Raw genomic sequence first — 16,087 nt, forward strand, 5'->3', positions numbered from 1 at the left:
GAACGAAGAGGAGTAAGGCCCATGGGCGAACAAACCCGCAATCCGCAGCAGCAACAGCAGAACCCGCAGCGCCAGGCGCCGGGCCAGCAACAGCAGCAGCGCCAGAACGAGCAGGGCCGCAACCCGGGCGGCCAGGAAAATCAGCCGGAGCGCGATCGCGACCGCTGATCTGAAGCTTCAGCGCATTTTCTGACGACGAACCGGTACCCACTTCGTCGGAAAATGCTCTGGCGAGCGTTAGCAGCGCTCCATCGGAGGAAGGGCCGGCGTCGCTCCGCCGGCCCTTTTTCGTGGGCGTTTACGTCGGCTTGAGCCGCGGTCATGCGCGTGGTTCCCTCATGCCAACTTGAGGGGGTGTGATGGGTTGGAAGCAGGCGGGCGCTGTGATCCTGGCCACGGCGATGATCGTAGGCTGCGAGCGCGAGGCCGAAGGCAACGGAGAGGCGTCGGTCGAAGCCGTCCTGCTGGCTCCGTTCGAGGGTAAGGTGTTCGACACGGTTCGGGCTGCTTGTCACGGTGCTCGGCCAAGCCCCGAGCCCGCAGGGCGCTATGAAAACGTTCCCTATGATCCGACGGTCTTCCTGAAGATGCAGCGGGAGGATATGGCGGCCAAGAACCGCGCCGAGGCGCCGGCCGTGCTGTCCACCCTGGGGCGTGTACGCCGCGAGGGCGAGGTGCTGACCGTCTCTGGTGTTCGGTTCGTCGACCGGACGCGGGAGGAGCACAACGACGCCGCCAGCGCCTATCGTTACCTGGGCCGTATCGACGGCGCGCCGATCGACGTCGTGCATGGCGTTCTCTGGGAAAGCGAGACCTGGACGCTGGTCGACATGGGCGGACGCGCGATCTCGCTGGCGGGAGCGCCCGTGGTCTCGCCGAAGGGCGGCTCGTTCGCCGCGGCGGGAGGCGACGTCGACGGCGAGGGGCTGAACGGCGTGCAGATCGCCGATTATAAGGACGGTGTCTTCAAGCTCGTCGAGCTCGATGCTCCATCGGCGTGCGACCCGCGCTGGATCGACGAGAACACACTGGAGTTTTCGCGGGCGATATCGCCGGATGCGTCCGAGCGCATGTCGTCTAACGGGACACGCGTTCAGGTCGTTCGCGACGGCGCCGGCTGGAAGCTGGTTCCGCCGACGTCGTAGTCGTCAGGCGCTCTGGAAGACGCTGCGGAACAGGATCGCGCCGTCTTCCGAGCCGAGGTCGGCGTCGAACGAGCGGTCGGGGTGGGGCATCAGGCCCAGGACGTTGCCACCGGCGTTGACGATGCCGGCGATGTCGCGGGCCGAGCCGTTGGGATTGTCCTTGTAGCGGAACACGACCTGGCCTTCGCCTTCGATGCGGTTCAGCGTCTCTTCGTCGGCGAAGAAGTTGCCCTCGCCGTTGCCCACGGTCATCACCGCGTCGCGCTGCTCGCCGAAAGCGGCGGTGAAGCGGGTCTGGGCGTTGACGATGTCCAGCTCGACCGGCTTGCAGATGTACTTCAGCTTGGCGTTGCGCAGCAGGGCGCCGGGCAGCAGGCCGACTTCCGTCAGCACCTGGAAGCCGTTGCAGATCCCCACGACGGCCACGCCGCGGTTGGCTGCGGTGACGACTTCCTTCATCACCGGGCTCTGGGCGGCCATGGCGCCGCAGCGCAGGTAGTCGCCGTAGGAGAAGCCGCCGGGCAGGACGATCAGGTCCAGGTCGTCCGGCAGGGCCGTCTCCTGGTGCCAGACCATTTCGACGCGGGCGCCGGTGGAGCGCTCGACGGCGACCTTGCAGTCACGATCGCAGTTGGAACCGGGGAAGACGACGACGGCGGCTTTCATGGCGCGGGCCTGTAGCACCGTTCGAAGCGGATGTCAGCGGCGTAGGCGCTGAAACTCACGCGCATTCGTCCAGCACGGGCCCGACCGCCTCGCCGGCCGGGGCCGGGAAGGGCTGGCGGAAGGTGAAGGCCGCGGGCGTCGGGCCGTGGGCGGCCAGCAGGGCCAGCTTCTCCACCGCCTCCTCGACGGTGGGGCGATGACCGGCGGGAACCCACCACAGGGCCATGTGCGGCCCCTCGGCCGGCTCGAACCATTCGCGGCGGCGACGCATGATCTCGACATGGGCCGAGCGATAGACATAGGCGCCCAGCGACGGGATGTCGGTCCAGGTCGACAGGTTGGGGATCAGCAGCGGGTCGCCGCCGATGGGCAGGTCGGTGGCGTTGCCGCCGTCGCCCTTCAGCCGCCACACGAACCCGGGCGAGCCCTCGGCCAGCAGGTTGATCCGGTCGAGGTTGTCGGCGAAGTCCTTGATCGACGGATGGTCGATCGGCGCCTTCAGCCGGCCGATATTGACCTGGGCCAGCTCGAATGCCGCCATGACGTCCTCCCGGTTGTGCTTGTCCTGGAGGTAGGCGCCGCCCGGCCGTTCCGAAAGGGGCTGTTCCGAAAGGGACGCCGCGAAAGAGGTCAGGCGCGGATCAGCCTGGCCAGCGTCTCGAACACCTCGCCGTCGTCCCACAGCCGGTGGGCGTGGCTGAGCGCGATGCGGCCCGCAGCGTCGATCACGGCCAGGTCGATGCGGTGCTGGTTGACCGTGGCCGGGCCAAAGCCGACGCCGAGCTCGAAATGGGCCTGCAGCGGTTCCAGAGGTCCGGTGGTGCGCAGCAGCCGGCAGCGGGCGTCGAACGGGAAGTCGCGGTCGCGGCCGTAGGTCTCCAGATGGCGCGGGGTGTCGTAGGCCGGGTCGTAGGTGAAGGCCGCCACGCTGGCCTGCTCGTCCAGTCCCGCCGCCTTCAGCCGCGCCTTCACGGCCGCCAGGCGCGAGATGGTCAGCGAGCATTTCTGCGGGTTCATGCACCGCGTGTAGAAGAAGGCGATGGCGGCCGGCCGGCCGGCGAACAGGTCGCCAAAGCGCATCACCGCGCCTGTCTGGTCCTGGATCTGCACGTCGTCGACGGCTCCGGGCGCGGCGGCGGGCGGGGCTGGGACGGCGCCCGCCCGTCCGCCGCAGCAACCCTTCGGCGCGGCGGCTTCGGCCGTGGCGATGGCTTCGGAGAGGGCGGTCGTCACCGCCGCCGACCAGCCGCCTTCGGCCCGCAGAACCCGCAGTCGCGAGGCGGCCGGCGGACCGTAGCGGGCCATGGCGCGTACGACCTGCGCGGCCGCGCTGGCGGGCGGACCCGCGCCCAGCGCCGTCAGGTCGTCGACCGGCCGGATGCGCAGGGCGGCGGCCGCCAGGAGGTCCAGCGCCTCGATCGGCGGCGAGGTGGTTCCCGCCAACGCCAGGGCGGCCCCGGCCACCACCTGCGGGTTCAGCCCCGTCTCCAGCTCGGCCAGCACCTGGGGCAGGGCGGTCGGCGGCAGGCCTGCGACCGCGAAGCCCGCCAGCACCCGTCCGCGCAGGCGTTCGGCCTCCGACGCGCCCAGGCCGCGATAGAGCGGTCCGTCCTCGGCCAGCAGCCGGGTCAGGGCCGCCGGCGCGTCCGGGCCGGCGAGGGCCAGGTCGATGGCCGCCTGCCGTTCGTCGGCCGGCGCCGTGGCGTCGATCGTGGCCCCGGCGGGCATCTCAGGCGTCCGACCCGGGCCTGATGCGCGAGAGCAGGGCCGAGAAGGCGTTCGAGGACAGCTTCTCGCCGATCGCCTTGGCCGAGGCCCGCACCGCCGGATTGCTCAGCAACTGCTCGGCGATCGGGCTGCGCGCCAGGCCGTTCAGGGCGGTGGCCCGGATGTCGTCGAAGTCGTGGTCGTCGACGGCGATCTGCTGGGCCACCTTCTGGAACAGGTTCTCGTTCAGCTTCTGCAGGCCCACGGCGCTGATCTGGCGCACTTCCTTGAACTCGTCCTTGTCGCGCATGAAACGCGCGAACAGGTCGGCCGCGTTCGGGTCGGCCGTCAGGGTGCGCAGGGCCGCGACCCTGGTCTCCAGGTCTTTCTCGCGCTCCAGCACCAGGCGGGCCAGCGGGGTCACGGCGCTGTGCTCGTCGAGGCTGAGGAACTCCAGCGCGTTGGCCGCCGAGACCAGGGCCTTGGCCGGGTTCTTCAGGCCCTCGGCCAGGGCCTTCTGGGCGACGTCGTCCTTGACCGCGCTCAGCCATTCCAGCGCCAGGCGACGCAGGGCCGGGGCGTCGTCGGTGATCAGCTTGCGCAGCGCCGCCAGATACTCGGCGCGATGGCCGTCGAACGCCTGGCCAAGGAAGGTGGCGGCGTGCACCTGTTCCAGCGCGGCCTGGCGATCGTCCTCCGAGGCGGTCTTGTCGGCGGCGATGGCCAGCAGGGACGGGATGTCGTCCTCGGCGTCGATCTCGGGCGCGGCGGCGGCGCGCAGGCCGTCGGTGAACGAGGCCGAGGCGGCGAGCTGGGCCTCGTACTGCCGGCGATAGTCACTGGCCTTCATCGTCTGGCTCCCGCGTCAGGCGGCTTCGAAGGGGACGTCGTCATAGGCGAAACCCTGGTCCAGGCCGCTCCTGACGCCGAGGTAGTCGAGCATGACGCCCACGGTGGGCTTGGGGCCGGGCTGCCGGGTGACGGGCGAGTCCTTCAGCGGCCCGCCCGGCGCCGTGGGCGGGCGCTCGCCGCCGGTGACGCCGTTCCAGGGCCACATGGTGTCGGGCAGCCGGTGGCCGAGCGGGCCGCCGGCCTGGAAGGCGTCCGGATCGGCCGTGTCGAAGCGCCGGTTGGCCCACTGCCACTTGGCCCACAGCCGGTCGACATTGCCGTGCAGCAGGAAGAACAGCGGGTCTTTCGCCGCGGTGGGGATCGAGCTGATGAAGCCCGAAAAGCTGACGTGGGCCGGCCCGTGCGGGGCGCTTTCCATCGCCCGCAGCTGGCGGAAGGTGACCCCCAGATCGAGGGTCTCGCGCTCGGTCAGCACGTAGGCGCGACCGGCGCGGCGCGACGGCGGGGCCGTGCTGATGTCGAAGTTGGGCCGCCGCATCACGCCGGTGAAGCTGTCGGTCGACCAGTGCTCCAGCGGATGGCCGGGCGGAAACCGCACCAGGTCGCCGGCCGTCGGCGAGGCCGCGGGCATGCTCAGGAAGTGCGAGTCGAAGATGTTGGGCGCCGGCTTGTCGAAGCGCCAGTAGGGCAGGGCGACGCTCGGATCGATGGCCTGCAGCTCGCGCTCAAGGTCCAGCAGGTACGAGCGGTGCCAGGACAGGAAGCCGGGGCCGCCGTGGGCCTCGCGGCTGGAGAGGTTGGTGTGCATGTCGCGGAACGCCCGGAAGGGGCCCGCGCCGGCGTCGTTCAGCCGGGCMAGCGCCACCAGGAAGCGGTCGCGTTCGGCCTCGGTCAGGGTCTGGGCGTCCTTGCGGATGCGCACCATCAGCGGCGTCGTGCCGACGACCGCGCCGCCGACGCTGGCCTTGATGCCGGCGTCGCCGTAGCTCTTGCTGGGTTCGCCGAACTCGCCGGCCACCCAGAACGCGACGGGCGTTCCGTTGCGCGGCAGGCGCAGGCGAAGGCTCGGATCGCCGTCGTGGCGGCGCTTGGTGTCGAACACCACCTTGCCGCCGCCGGCCGAGCCGCCGTTCTCGAGCAGGACGTCCACGTCGCCGCCCGCGCCGCCGTCGATCACCCGCGCGGTCGCCTTGACGGGCGCCCAGGTCAGGAACACCCGGCCGTCGGGCAGCTCGCCCTCGATGTCGATCTCCACACGCATCACGCCCGTTCCCTGTGTCGCGCGCGCCCGGCGCCGCTAGAAATCCATCCGTGCGCCAGCAGGCCCAGCCCGTGGCCCGCGACCATGGCCGCCAKCATCGCCGCGAGCGTCGCGCCCAGGCTCTTGCCGCCCCAGGCGGGCAGGGCGCTGAGACCGGCCATCGCCAGCAGCATGCCGCCCAGCGCCAGTCCCGAGGCCAGCAGGGCGCGGTCGCGCGCCGCGGCCTCGGCTCGCCACGGCGCCTGCCGGGCCAGACTGGCGCAACAGCCGGCCAGCGCCCCGACGACCATGCCCAGATGTCCCAGTTCGCAGACCGCCATGAAGGCCGGGCCATAGCCGCCCGAGCGCGTGCAGAGACCCGCGAGCATCGCGCCCGCGCCATTGGCCCAATCGACCGCCAGACCCAGGGCCAGGCCCAGCCCGCAGCCGATCAGTTGCGGCAGGGTCGCCCGCAGCGGCGTGGCCGAGCAGGGCTCCGGGCGGGCGGGGTCTGGGCACATCCGTGCGCGCCTTCAGAGTGTTTGCTTGAAATGCAACCTGAAAAAGTAGCTCACGCTGGAGCTTGGTCGTCAATATCGCGTAACGTCGTTCTGCAATGTGCGCGGGCGCACAGCCGGCGGGCGATTGCTGGCGAGCCGGCTCAGACCACGGTCAGGCGGGGCGCGGCGTCCCGCCAGGGCGCCAGCAGGGCGTCGCAGCGCTCGATCTCGACGTCGCGCACCCAGTCGCGGAACCGCCAATAGACCGGCGCCAGGCGCTCGGGCGTGACGGCCATGGGGGTCATGCCCTTGGCGTCGTAGAACTCCAGGGCCAGGCCCGTCTCGAAGTCGACGATCCCGACCGACAGGTTGATCAGGCCCCGCTTCTGGAAGCCGCCGACCGCGGCCAGCAGGAAGGGGGCCAGGGCGTCGGCGGCGGCGGTCGTCTCGACATAGGCGAGGTTCCACCACCAGTCGGGCGCGTCCTGCGGATCGGGGCGCAGGCGCCAGGCCGGATCGCGCGGCAGGTCGAAGCCCAGGTGCGACAGGCGCTTGAACGGCGGCTTTTCGTGGGAGCTCCAGCCCAGCTCCAGGGTCACGCGCTCGGATCGGCCGAACATGGCGGCGACGACCGCGCGGGCGGTGTCGAGCTCGCGCAGGAGGCGGGCGGAGGCGGTGAAGGGCTGGGGAAGACGGTCGGGGGCCGTGGCGTCGGGGATCAGTTCGATCCGCGTCCAGGCCGGCCCCCGGAAGTCGTGCAGGCGCTCGACGCCGAAGACGTCGAGCATCCGCTGGCGGGTGGGATGGAGGCTGGCCTCTCCCACGATCCGCCTCAGGCGATATCGATGCGGTAGCTCTCGATGACCGTGTTGGCCAGCAGCTTGTCGCACATGGCCTTGACCTCGGCCTTGGCGGCCTCGGCGTCGGCGGCGTCGAGATCGAACTCGATGACCCGGCCGACGCGGGCGTCCTTGACCGACGGCCAGCCCAGGCCGTGCAGGGCGTTCTCGACGGCCTTGCCCTGGACGTCGAGCACGCCGGGCTTCAGGAACACGTGGACGGTGGCTTTCAACGCAAAATCTCCCCAGCGACGCAAGCGTCGCGACGCCTCCCGCCAGGGAGGCGTCCTGACTGACCTTAGTGCACGCCGCCTTGGATGACGGTGGGCATTTCCTTCATGATGCCGAGGCGGCGGGCCACTTCGGTGTAGCTCTCGATGACGTTGCCGAGGTCGCGGCGGAAGCGGTCCTTGTCCAGCTTCTCGTTGGTCGCCGAATCCCACAGGCGGCAGCTGTCGGGGCTGATCTCGTCGGCCAGGATGATGCGCGAGAAGTCGCCTTCGTAGACGCGGCCGAACTCGATCTTGAAGTCCACCAGCGTGATGCCGACGCCGCCGAACAGGCCCGACAGGTAGTCGTTCACGCGCAGGGCCATGGCCATCATGTCGTCGATCTCCTGGGTAGCGGCCCAGTTGAACGCGGTGATGTGCTCTTCGGAGACCATCGGGTCGCCGAGCTTGTCGTCCTTGTAGTAGAACTCGATGATCGAACGCGGCAGCGGCTGGCCTTCGGTCAGGCCCAGGCGCGTGGCGATCGAGCCGGCGGCGATGTTGCGCACGACGACTTCCAGCGGAACGATCTCGACTTCCTTGATCAGCTGCTCGCGCAGGTTCAGGCGGCGGATGAAGTGGTTCTGCACGCCGATCGCGTTCAGGCGAGTCATGATGTACTCGCTGATGCGGTTGTTGATCACGCCCTTGCCTTCCAGGACGGCCTTCTTCTGCGCGTTGAACGCGGTGGCGTCGTCCTTGAAGTACTGGATCAGGGTGCCGGGCTCGGGGCCCTCGTACAGGATCTTGGCCTTGCCTTCGTAGATCTTCTTGCGACGGGTCATGGCTCTCGTCGAGGCCCTTCCTGCGAATAAGCGCGCCATCCTTGCCCGGATGACTCCCGAGAAAACGAAAAGCGCGCGCGGCGGATAGCTGCGCGCGGCGTTCGACTCAAGGCCGCTCACTGAAAAATGTCCGGCGGAACCTACCCGAACGCAGCCTTTTCCGCAAACGCGGGCTGCCATCGTGGTAAACCTTCGCCCTGCGGCGTCGCGGGCGATTGCCCCCCGCCGCTGGGCGGGATATGGAGCCGCCACAAGAACACTTCGTCTCGCGGACATACCATGTTCGCAGGGGACGAAACCGAACTACTCTCTTACACTGGAGCGCCGTACTACCGCCCTGGGTTGCACCCTTCGGCGGGAAGCGTTTCGGGAAACTTGGGGCTTTCATGACGACCTTCGACGACCGCGAGCAGGCTTTCGAACGCAAGTTCGCGAACGACCAGGAGCTGGAGTTCAAGGCCACCGCGCGCCGCAACCGCCTGCTGGGCGAATGGGCCGCCGGCCTGATGGGCTTGGCCACGGTCGAGGAATACGCCCGCGCGGTCGTGAAGTCGGACTTCGAGCAGCCCGGCGACGAAGACGTGTTCCGCAAGGTCTTCGAAGACCTGAAGGGCTCGGGCGTCGCGGCCTCGGAAGGCGAAGTCCGCATGAAGATGGCCGAGCTGCTGGCCTTCGCCCGCGAACAGGTTCGCGCCGGCGAGTAAGCGATCCGCCGAAAGGCGAACGAAAAGGCCCGGCCGGTTTCGCACCGGCCGGGCCTTTTTCTTTGGTCGCTATCGCGCATCTGTGAATTTGCGCACCTTTAGGTTGTCAAAAAGCTGCAATCGTCCTCAGGCTTTATCGGGCGGCGAATTCGCCCGTGAGGCGCATCGTCGACAACGGGGCGGCGAACAAGCGACCGCTCCGATAACCCGGAGGACGCAAACATGGCTGACGACGTCGGCAACCTGCATTCCCAATCGGCCGAGATCGGCCCGGTCGGCCTCTACCTGGTCAAGGTCGTGGTCGGCGACGTCGGCACGCCCGGCGCTCCGATCGTCAACCTGGCCCTGACCGTCGACGCGCCCTCGGGCAATGTCAGCGGCATCGCCGAGATCACCCAGGCCGTGCAGGGCGGCAATCATCGCTTCCCGGTCTCGGGCCACATCTACCACACGGGCCTGGRCCAGGATCAGCTGCTGGTCGCCCTGCAAGGCCAGTTCGTCTACAGCGTGCCGCCGCCCGCCATCGGCTCGTTCCTGGCGAACTTCCGCGCCGGGCTGGTGGTCGACAAGACCTGGAACGGCCACGGCGGCTTCGACTACCTGAACACCCATATCGACAACGTGCTGGTCAAGCGGGTCTGACCCCTTCGGCGACGTAGAGCAGCGAGGTCCGGCCGCGCATCGGCCGGACCTTTGCCGTTCTCATTGATCGGCGTTGTGCGAAATCGCACGGCGAAGCCGGCGGCGTGTGCTTTAACTCGGCCATGACGATCGAAGCGGCGCAGGGGGCGACCGCTCGGCGCTCGGGGGAGTTCAGGCATGGCCGACGGCAGCGAAATGTGCGGCGCGGACGCATCGGCCGTCCAACTGGTGGTCGGCAAGCTGGGCATGCCCGGCGCGCCGATCGTGCGGCTGGACCTGCAGTTCGCCGCCGACCGCGCCAACGGCGTGGCCGAGATCAACCAGGCGGTGATCGGCGGCAAGCACCGCTTCGAGGTGTCGGGCGAGGTTTCGCCGACCGGCGACGCGCCCTTTGGCCTGCGGGTGGCGCTGGCGGGCGAGTTTCCGCACGGGGGCCAGACCGCCCGGTTCAACGCCGTCCTGTCGGTCGACGAGGCCTGGGTCGGCGAGGGCCAGTTCGACTACCTGCAGACCAAGGTCTCGAAGGTTCCGGTCAAGCCCGCGGGCTGAGCCTACAGGTACGCCCGCAGCGTCAGCCAGGCTTCGCGCTTGGCCTCGAACCCCATGGCCGCATGGGCGGGGCTCGACGAGGGCAGGGGAACGAGCGTCAGGTCGGTTCGTCCCGCCAGCAGGCGCGCGCCGGCCTTGGCCGCCGCGCCGCCGTTGAACGCCAACGCCCGCAGGCGCGGCAGGCTGTCGATCAGGCCCAGGAGGTCGTTGTCGGCGGCGTCCTTGATGGCCGCGTCCAGGCTGCCCGGGCGCACGGCCTCGGCGTGCACGTCCCACAGCCCGACGCCGGCGGCCAGCAGGGCGGCCAGCCGCGCCTCGTACGGCAGGGCCGGCAGGTCCTGCTCGATTGCCGCGCCGACCAGCCGCCAGAAGCCGTTGCGGGGATGGCCGTAGTATTGCGCCGCCGCCAGCGAGGCGTCGCCCGGCAGGCTGCCCAGCACCAGCAGGCGCACGTCCGGATCGACGACGGGGGGAAAACCGCGCTTGCGGACCTCGCCGGTCATCTCGCCCGCGCCGCTCAGGCCCGCGGGGCGCCGTCGGGCGGGCTGTCCTTCAGCCAGCCGGTGATCATCAGCCGCGGCGCGCCGGCATAGGGCGCGACGGGGGCCACCGAGTGCTGCCTGGGCACCTTGAAGATGGTCATGGTGTTGAAGGCCGGCGCGTAGCCGCGCTCGATGTCGCCCTGGTCGTCGTGGAACAGCAGCTGGCCGCCCCAGTCGCTGCGCCATTCGCGCGTCAGGCTGATGGTGTAGGCCGCGCGCCGGTCGCCGTCGCCGGTGTCGTCGTGGCGGGTCAGGAAGTCGCCCGGCCGGTAGAGCGTGGCCTGGGCGTCCAGCTTGGTCAGCCCAGGCACGCCGATCACGTCGGCGCCGAAGGCGACCATCTCCGGTCCGTTGAGGAACTCGGTCAGGTCGTGGATCGGATGGCCCTTGTCGCGCCCGGCCAGGTAGGCGGTGATCATCGGGTAGCCGAGATAGACATAGGCGAAGCCGCTGCGGGCCCGCAGGGTGGCGCCCTTCAGCTTCTCGGCCACGGCCGCCCCGCCCAGTTTCTGGATCGTCGCGCGATCGAGCACCTCGGCCTTGCCGGTCTCGGTCGAGCAGATGACGTCCCAGTCGATGGCCTTTTCGAGCATCCGGGCCAGGATGTCGGCCACCGCCGGCTCGAAGATGGCCGGGATGCGGACCATGCCGTCCCGGGCGTAGGCGGCCGCGAGGGCCGCCGGATCCAGCGCCGGATTGAGACGAAGGATCGGCGGCTCGCTCACGCCGTTCAGGCCTGCTCGCCGAAGACGCGCTTGAAGATCACGTCGACGTTCTTGGTGTGGTAGCCGAGGTCGAACAGCTCCTCGAGCTCGGCGTCGGTCAGGGCCTTGGAGACCACCGGATCGGCCTTGAGGAAGTCGAGGAAGCGGCCTTCGCCACGCCACACCTTCATGGCGTTGCCCTGCACGGCGGCGTAGGCGTCTTCGCGCGAAACGTCCTTGTGCGTCAGGGCCAGCATGACCCGCTGCGAGAACACCAGGCCCCCGAGCTTGTCGAGGTTCTTGGCCATGTTGTCGGGATAGATGTTGAAGCGCTCGATGACGCCCGCCAGGCGGCGCAGGGCGAAGTCGAGGTGGATGGTGGCGTCCGGGCCGATGCCGCGCTCGACCGACGAGTGGCTGATGTCGCGCTCGTGCCAGAGGGCGACGTTCTCCATGGCCGGCACCACGGCCGAGCGGACCAGGCGGGCCAGACCCGTCAGGTTCTCGGTCAGGATCGGGTTGCGCTTGTGCGGCATGGCCGACGAGCCCTTCTGGCCCGGATCGAACGGCTCTTCGGCTTCCAGCACCTCGGTGCGCTGCAGGTGGCGGATCTCGGTGGCCAGGCGCTCGATCGACGAGGCCACGACGCCCAGGGCGGCGAAGTAGGCGGCGTGACGGTCGCGCGGGATGACCTGGGTCGAGACCGGCTCGACGGCCAGGCCCATCTTGTCGGCCACGTGCTGTTCGACGCGCGGGTCGACATTGGCGAAGGTGCCGACGGCGCCCGAGATCGCGCAGGTGGCGATTTCGAACTTGGCCATCGCCAGGCGTTCCTTGGCGCGCTGGAACTCGGCGTAGTAGCCGGCCAGCTTCAGGCCGAAGGTGATCGGCTCGGCGTGGATGCCGTGGCTGCGGCCGACGCAGACGGTGAACTTGTGTTCCAGCGCGCGGCGCTTGAGGGCGGCGAGCACCAGGTCGACGCCGTCGAGCAGCAGGTCGGTGGCGCGCGACAGCTGCACGGCGAAGCAGGTGTCCAGCACGTCGGACGAGGTCATGCCCTGGTGCAGGAAGCGGGCCTCGGCGCCGACGATTTCCGACACGTGGGTCAGGAAGGCGATGACGTCGTGCTTGGTGACGCGCTCGATCTCGTCGATGCGGTCGCTGTCCCAGACCGCGTCGCGGCCCTTCTCCCAGATGGTCTCCGCGGCGAGCTTGGGGATGACCCCCAGTTCGGCCATGGCGTCTGCGGCATGGGCCTCGATCTCGAACCAGATCTTGTACTTGGTCTGGCTGGACCAGATGGCGGCGGCTTCGGGGCGGGCGTAGCGGCTGATCATGGGCCGGGGGTTTCGTCGCGCGGGGCCGCGGAGTCAAGGGAAGCGGGTTATTACTTAGGTCCAGCGTCCCTCTCCCCTTGCGGGAGAGGGTGGCCTGCGGAGCAGGTCGGGTGAGGGGTCTCTCAAGCCTATCCGCCGAGAAAACCGAACGACCGGGTGTGGCGGTCGAGATCTGAGAGACCCCTCATCCGACGGCCTTCGGCCGCCACCTTCTCCCGCAAGGGGAGAAGGATCGCTTCTAGCCCCGCGCCTTCATGTGCTTGACCATGCCGATGGCCGCCAGGGCGTAGTGCACCCCCGCCCAGGCGTAGAAGCACAGCGAGACGATGATGCCCTGCTGGGTGGCGCGGGCCATGGCGCCGCCGCAGGCCTTGGCCGCCTCGATCGGCGCGCCCTTGGGAGCGATCCCGCCGGGGCAGGCGCTCGCGAAATCGATGGGGCCGGGCGAGAACATGCCGCCGAGGGCCCCGAAGATGCCGCTCGCGTCCGGATGGTTGAAGTGGAAGCCGGCCAGGTGGTCGATCAGCCAGCCGGTGAACACCGGCCCGCCGCCCAGGGCGATCAGGTTGAGGAAGAAGAACAGCAGGGCCGTGGCGGTGGCGCGGCGGCGCGGCTCGACCGAGTTCTGCACCACGCCGAAGGTCGGGGCGAGGTAGACGTAGTGGAAGACGCCCGGGATCAGCAGGATCAGGGCGGTCATCTGCCACTCGGTCTGCAGGTAGGCGATGATGTAGATCGGCGTGCAGAGAATGAGGCCGATGGCCGGGGTCAGGGCGTACCATTTGGCGCTGCGCTTGCCGGCCCAGTCGCTGAGGAAGCCGCCGACCAGCGTGCCCAGGCCCGCCGAGAAGCCGCCGATCAGGCCCACGATCAGGCCGACCTGCGCCAGGCCCAGGCCGAAGGCGCGCACGAAATAGGGCGGCACGAACGCGCCCGAGCCGTAGGAGCCGAACGAGGCGATGGTCACGCCCAGCACCATGTGCAGCACCGGCCACTTGCCGAACAGGATCTTGGTCACGGCCCAGAGTTCGGAGAACTCCTTCTTCAGCGAGAAGGCCGGCTTGGTCGGTTCGGCGGGGGTGACGGCCTCCGGCTCCAGCGGCGTCTCGACGACGTCGGAATGGCCGCGGGGCGGCTCCTTGACCACCAGCTTGACCAGCAGGGCCAGGAGGATGCCGGGCAGGCCGACGATGACGAAGGCCGCCCGCCAGGACAGTTCCTGAGCCAGCCACCCGCCCGCGACCGCGCCGAACATCGTGCCCAGCGGAATGCCGAAGCTGTAGATCGACAGGGCCGAGGCGCGCTGTTTGGGCGCGTAGTAGTCGCTGATCAGCGAGTGGCTGGGCGGCGAGCAGCCGGCCTCGCCGACCCCGACCCCGAAGCGGTAGAGCGCCAGCTGCGCGAAGCTGGCCGCGGTGCCGCACAGGGCCGTGAAGCCCGACCAGATGACCAGCGAGATCGAGATGATGCTGACCCGGTTCCAGCGCTCGGCCAAGCGGGCGATCGGAATGCCGAGGATGGTGTAGAGCAGGGCGAAGTACAGGCCGCCCAGCAGGCCCAGCTGGGTGTCGGTCAGGTGCAGGTCGACCTTGATGGCCTGGCCGATGGTGGCGATGATCGTGCGGTCGATGAAGTTGAAGGTGTAGGTCGCCAGCAGCAGCGCCAGCACCGAGGCCTTGTAGCCCTTCGAATAGAGCGGCGGCTCGCCGCCCGGCGCACGCGCCTGGCCCATCCTGACTCTCTCCCTTCAAACGTTTGTTCTATTTGCGCCGACTGTGACCCAAGGTCAGGCAGAGCGCCACCCCCCTTTTCGAAGCTTCGGAATGGTGGCGGCTTTGCGGCGCGGGGATGAACCGCAGATAACGGACGAGGGCGGGAAGGTTCAGGAAAGAGAGCGCCTAGTGGCGTCATACAAGGCCGCTCGAACGGCCGTCGCGTCGGAGGTCTCTCATGCAAGCCGCCCCCCGCAAGACCCGTCAGGAAACGCCCGCCCGGGACGCCGAGATCGTCACGCTGGCCCAGTTCAACCACGCCCGCTCGATGAAGGCGCTGGAGCGCTGGGACATCGGCGTTCCCGCCGACCCGTATCCCTTCGCCTACTGCTTTCCCAGGTCCTGAACGATCCTTCTCCCCTTGCGGGAGAGGGGCGCTTGGTGACTCGGGAGCTGAAAGAGGCTGCTACCTCCCCCAGAGGGGGAGGTTCTCTGACTATCCCACCATGTCTTCGCGGATCGTCTTGCGCGCCGCCCAGAACAGCGCGAACGCCACCAGGCCGAACATGGTCGAGACGATCAGCGCCCAGCGTACGCCCTGCGCTTCGCCAAGCCCCATCGGGCCGGCGAACATGTCGCTGAGCGCGCCGACGGCCACGGGGCCAAGGCCCAGGCCGATCAGGTTGATCACGAACAGCAGAACGGCCGAGGCGGTGGCCCGCATCGACGGGTCGACGATGCTCTGGGCCGTGGCGTAGACGGGTCCGTACCACAGCGTGCCCAAGAGGATCGGGATGGTCAGGATGCCGATGGCGGCGGTCACCGAGTCGAGGCTGACGGCGGCGATGTAGAACGGCAGGGTGACCAGCGAGGCGATCGCCGGCACGGTGACGTAGGCCCGCAGGTCCTTGGCCCCCAGTTTGTCGGCCAGCTGCCCGCCCAGCCAGGCGCCGATGACGCCGGCCATGCCGCCGATCAGGCCCAGCGCCAGGCCCAGGAAGCCGGCCGACTTCAGCCCGAACTGCGCGGCCAGGGCGGCGACGTCCGCGCCGTGGTTGCGGAAGAAGTACGAGGCGATGAACGGCGCCTGGCCATAGCCGACGAAGGCCTTGATCGAGGCGGCGAAGGCCACCAGCCAGAAGGTCTTCTTGGTCATCAGCACCGCCAGGGCCGCGCCGAAGCTGACCTGATGGGCGGCGCGGCCGGCCAGATCCGCCGCCAGCTGCTTGCGGGGCTCGACCAGGGTGAAGGCGGCGATGATGGCGAACAGCACGCCGGGCGCGCCGGCGACCATGAAGGCCGCGCGCCAGCCGTAGGCGTCGGCGATCAGCCCGCCCATGGCCATGCCCGCCAGCGTGCCCAGCGGCGTGCCGATCGAATAGAAGGCGATGGCGCTGGCCCGCTTTTCCTTGGGCACATAGTCGGTGATCAGCGAGTGGGCCGGCGGCGTGCAGCCGGCCTCGCCGACGCCCACGCCGATGCGGGCGGCGATCAGCTGCCAGACGTTCTGGGCGAAGCCGCACAGCACGGTGAAGGCGCTCCAGGCCAGGATCGAGGCGGCGATGATCCGCGGCCGGTTCTTGCGCTCGGCCAGCCGCGCGATCGGGATGCCCAGCACCGTGTAGAAGATCGCAAACGCCAGGCCCGTCATCATGCCCAGCTGCCAGTCGGCCAGCCCCAGGTCGCGCTTGATCGGCTCGGCCAGGATGTTGACCACCTGTCGGTCGAGAAAGTTCAGCGTGTAGATGATCAGCAGCACCCAGAGGGCGTAGCGGCGATAGCCGCTCGACACGGGCGCGATCACCGGCGACGGGGTTGCCGTCTCCGCCATGGGCGTTCCTCCTCGAACAGTTGTTCTAATCGTTGAGGCGACTGTAGACGCGCGTTAAGCCGG

At 69.3% G+C, this 16,087-nt stretch carries 20 protein-coding genes; 6 read left to right on the forward strand and 14 right to left on the reverse strand.

The genetic code is table 11. From position 1 onward, the window contains the following. The first annotated feature begins 21 nt into the window (after positions 1-21). Positions 22-168, forward strand: a complete 147-nt coding sequence (locus AC1DCG_RS02185) for a hypothetical protein (protein WP_164467334.1) — start codon at positions 22-24, stop codon at positions 166-168. Between the two features lie 191 nt (positions 169-359). Further along, complete coding sequence (locus AC1DCG_RS02190) at positions 360-1,145, forward strand: hypothetical protein (protein ID WP_477029526.1); 786 nt, start codon at positions 360-362, stop codon at positions 1,143-1,145. A gap of 3 nt (positions 1,146-1,148) precedes the next feature. Here the strand turns inward: AC1DCG_RS02190 and purQ are convergent, their stop codons facing one another. From purQ to purC, 9 genes are all read right to left on the reverse strand, one after another. Further along, positions 1,149-1,811: a phosphoribosylformylglycinamidine synthase subunit PurQ gene (gene purQ, locus AC1DCG_RS02195; protein WP_165256572.1), complete on the reverse strand. Its 663-nt coding sequence runs from the start codon at positions 1,809-1,811 to the stop codon at positions 1,149-1,151. 55 nt (positions 1,812-1,866) lie between these two features. Beyond that, positions 1,867-2,352 carry a DUF3291 domain-containing protein gene (locus AC1DCG_RS02200; RefSeq protein WP_477029527.1) on the reverse strand — a complete coding sequence of 162 codons (486 nt, stop codon included), beginning with the start codon at positions 2,350-2,352 and terminating at the stop codon, positions 1,867-1,869. 89 nt (positions 2,353-2,441) lie between these two features. Then, positions 2,442-3,539 carry an SCO family protein gene (locus tag AC1DCG_RS02205; protein ID WP_477029528.1) on the reverse strand — a complete coding sequence of 366 codons (1,098 nt, stop codon included), beginning with the start codon at positions 3,537-3,539 and terminating at the stop codon, positions 2,442-2,444. Between the two features lies 1 nt (position 3,540). Then, complete coding sequence (locus tag AC1DCG_RS02210) at positions 3,541-4,368, reverse strand: HEAT repeat domain-containing protein (RefSeq protein WP_477029529.1); 828 nt, start codon at positions 4,366-4,368, stop codon at positions 3,541-3,543. Positions 4,369-4,383: 15 nt separating this feature from the next. After that, on the reverse strand, positions 4,384-5,631 hold the full coding sequence (locus tag AC1DCG_RS02215; RefSeq protein WP_477029530.1) for a tyrosinase family protein: 1,248 nt from the start codon (positions 5,629-5,631) through the stop codon (positions 4,384-4,386). Next, entirely contained in the window at positions 5,631-6,131 is a 501-nt protein-coding gene (locus AC1DCG_RS02220; protein WP_477041360.1) for a hypothetical protein, read from the reverse strand. The genes AC1DCG_RS02215 and AC1DCG_RS02220 overlap by 1 nt, the downstream gene beginning before the upstream one ends. 140 nt (positions 6,132-6,271) lie before the next feature. Continuing rightward, positions 6,272-6,934 carry a DUF3885 domain-containing protein gene (locus AC1DCG_RS02225; protein ID WP_477029532.1) on the reverse strand — a complete coding sequence of 221 codons (663 nt, stop codon included), beginning with the start codon at positions 6,932-6,934 and terminating at the stop codon, positions 6,272-6,274. A gap of 8 nt (positions 6,935-6,942) precedes the next feature. Next, complete coding sequence (gene purS / locus AC1DCG_RS02230) at positions 6,943-7,182, reverse strand: phosphoribosylformylglycinamidine synthase subunit PurS (protein WP_165256560.1); 240 nt, start codon at positions 7,180-7,182, stop codon at positions 6,943-6,945. Positions 7,183-7,247: 65 nt separating this feature from the next. Next, entirely contained in the window at positions 7,248-8,003 is a 756-nt protein-coding gene (gene purC / locus AC1DCG_RS02235) for a phosphoribosylaminoimidazolesuccinocarboxamide synthase (RefSeq protein WP_101712523.1), read from the reverse strand. 386 nt (positions 8,004-8,389) lie between these two features. On the opposite strand from purC, the gene AC1DCG_RS02240 reads away from it, so the two are divergent. The 3 genes from AC1DCG_RS02240 to AC1DCG_RS02250 all read left to right on the forward strand — a co-directional run bounded on the left by AC1DCG_RS02240 (position 8,390) and on the right by AC1DCG_RS02250 (position 9,898). Next, on the forward strand, positions 8,390-8,707 hold the full coding sequence (locus AC1DCG_RS02240; protein ID WP_165256558.1) for a DUF1476 domain-containing protein: 318 nt from the start codon (positions 8,390-8,392) through the stop codon (positions 8,705-8,707). Positions 8,708-8,929: 222 nt separating this feature from the next. Further along, positions 8,930-9,349, forward strand: coding sequence for a DUF1842 domain-containing protein (locus AC1DCG_RS02245; RefSeq protein WP_477041361.1), 420 nt, complete (start codon positions 8,930-8,932; stop codon positions 9,347-9,349). 177 nt (positions 9,350-9,526) lie between these two features. After that, on the forward strand, positions 9,527-9,898 hold the full coding sequence (locus tag AC1DCG_RS02250; RefSeq protein WP_165256554.1) for a DUF1842 domain-containing protein: 372 nt from the start codon (positions 9,527-9,529) through the stop codon (positions 9,896-9,898). A 2-nt stretch (positions 9,899-9,900) separates the two neighbouring features. On the opposite strand, the gene AC1DCG_RS02255 is transcribed toward AC1DCG_RS02250, so the two are convergent. The 4 genes from AC1DCG_RS02255 to AC1DCG_RS02270 form a co-directional block, all read right to left on the reverse strand. After that, positions 9,901-10,401: a DNA-deoxyinosine glycosylase gene (locus AC1DCG_RS02255; protein WP_477029534.1), complete on the reverse strand. Its 501-nt coding sequence runs from the start codon at positions 10,399-10,401 to the stop codon at positions 9,901-9,903. Between the two features lie 14 nt (positions 10,402-10,415). Continuing rightward, on the reverse strand, positions 10,416-11,165 hold the full coding sequence (locus AC1DCG_RS02260; protein ID WP_477029535.1) for a 2OG-Fe(II) oxygenase: 750 nt from the start codon (positions 11,163-11,165) through the stop codon (positions 10,416-10,418). 5 nt (positions 11,166-11,170) lie between these two features. Further along, a complete protein-coding gene (purB, locus tag AC1DCG_RS02265; protein ID WP_477041362.1) occupies positions 11,171-12,481 on the reverse strand; it encodes an adenylosuccinate lyase in 1,311 nt (436 codons plus the stop codon). A 238-nt stretch (positions 12,482-12,719) separates the two neighbouring features. Further along, positions 12,720-14,213: a spinster family MFS transporter gene (locus tag AC1DCG_RS02270; protein ID WP_477029536.1), complete on the reverse strand. Its 1,494-nt coding sequence runs from the start codon at positions 14,211-14,213 to the stop codon at positions 12,720-12,722. A gap of 218 nt (positions 14,214-14,431) precedes the next feature. Between AC1DCG_RS02270 and AC1DCG_RS02275 the strand changes: the two genes are divergently transcribed. Then, on the forward strand, positions 14,432-14,599 hold the full coding sequence (locus tag AC1DCG_RS02275) for a hypothetical protein (protein ID WP_477029537.1): 168 nt from the start codon (positions 14,432-14,434) through the stop codon (positions 14,597-14,599). Between the two features lie 90 nt (positions 14,600-14,689). On the opposite strand, the gene AC1DCG_RS02280 is transcribed toward AC1DCG_RS02275, so the two are convergent. Further along, on the reverse strand, positions 14,690-16,024 hold the full coding sequence (locus AC1DCG_RS02280; protein WP_477029538.1) for a spinster family MFS transporter: 1,335 nt from the start codon (positions 16,022-16,024) through the stop codon (positions 14,690-14,692). Between the last annotated feature and the right edge of the window lie 63 nt (positions 16,025-16,087).

The sequence above is a fragment of the Caulobacter sp. 10L414 genome (genome assembly GCF_056395525.1).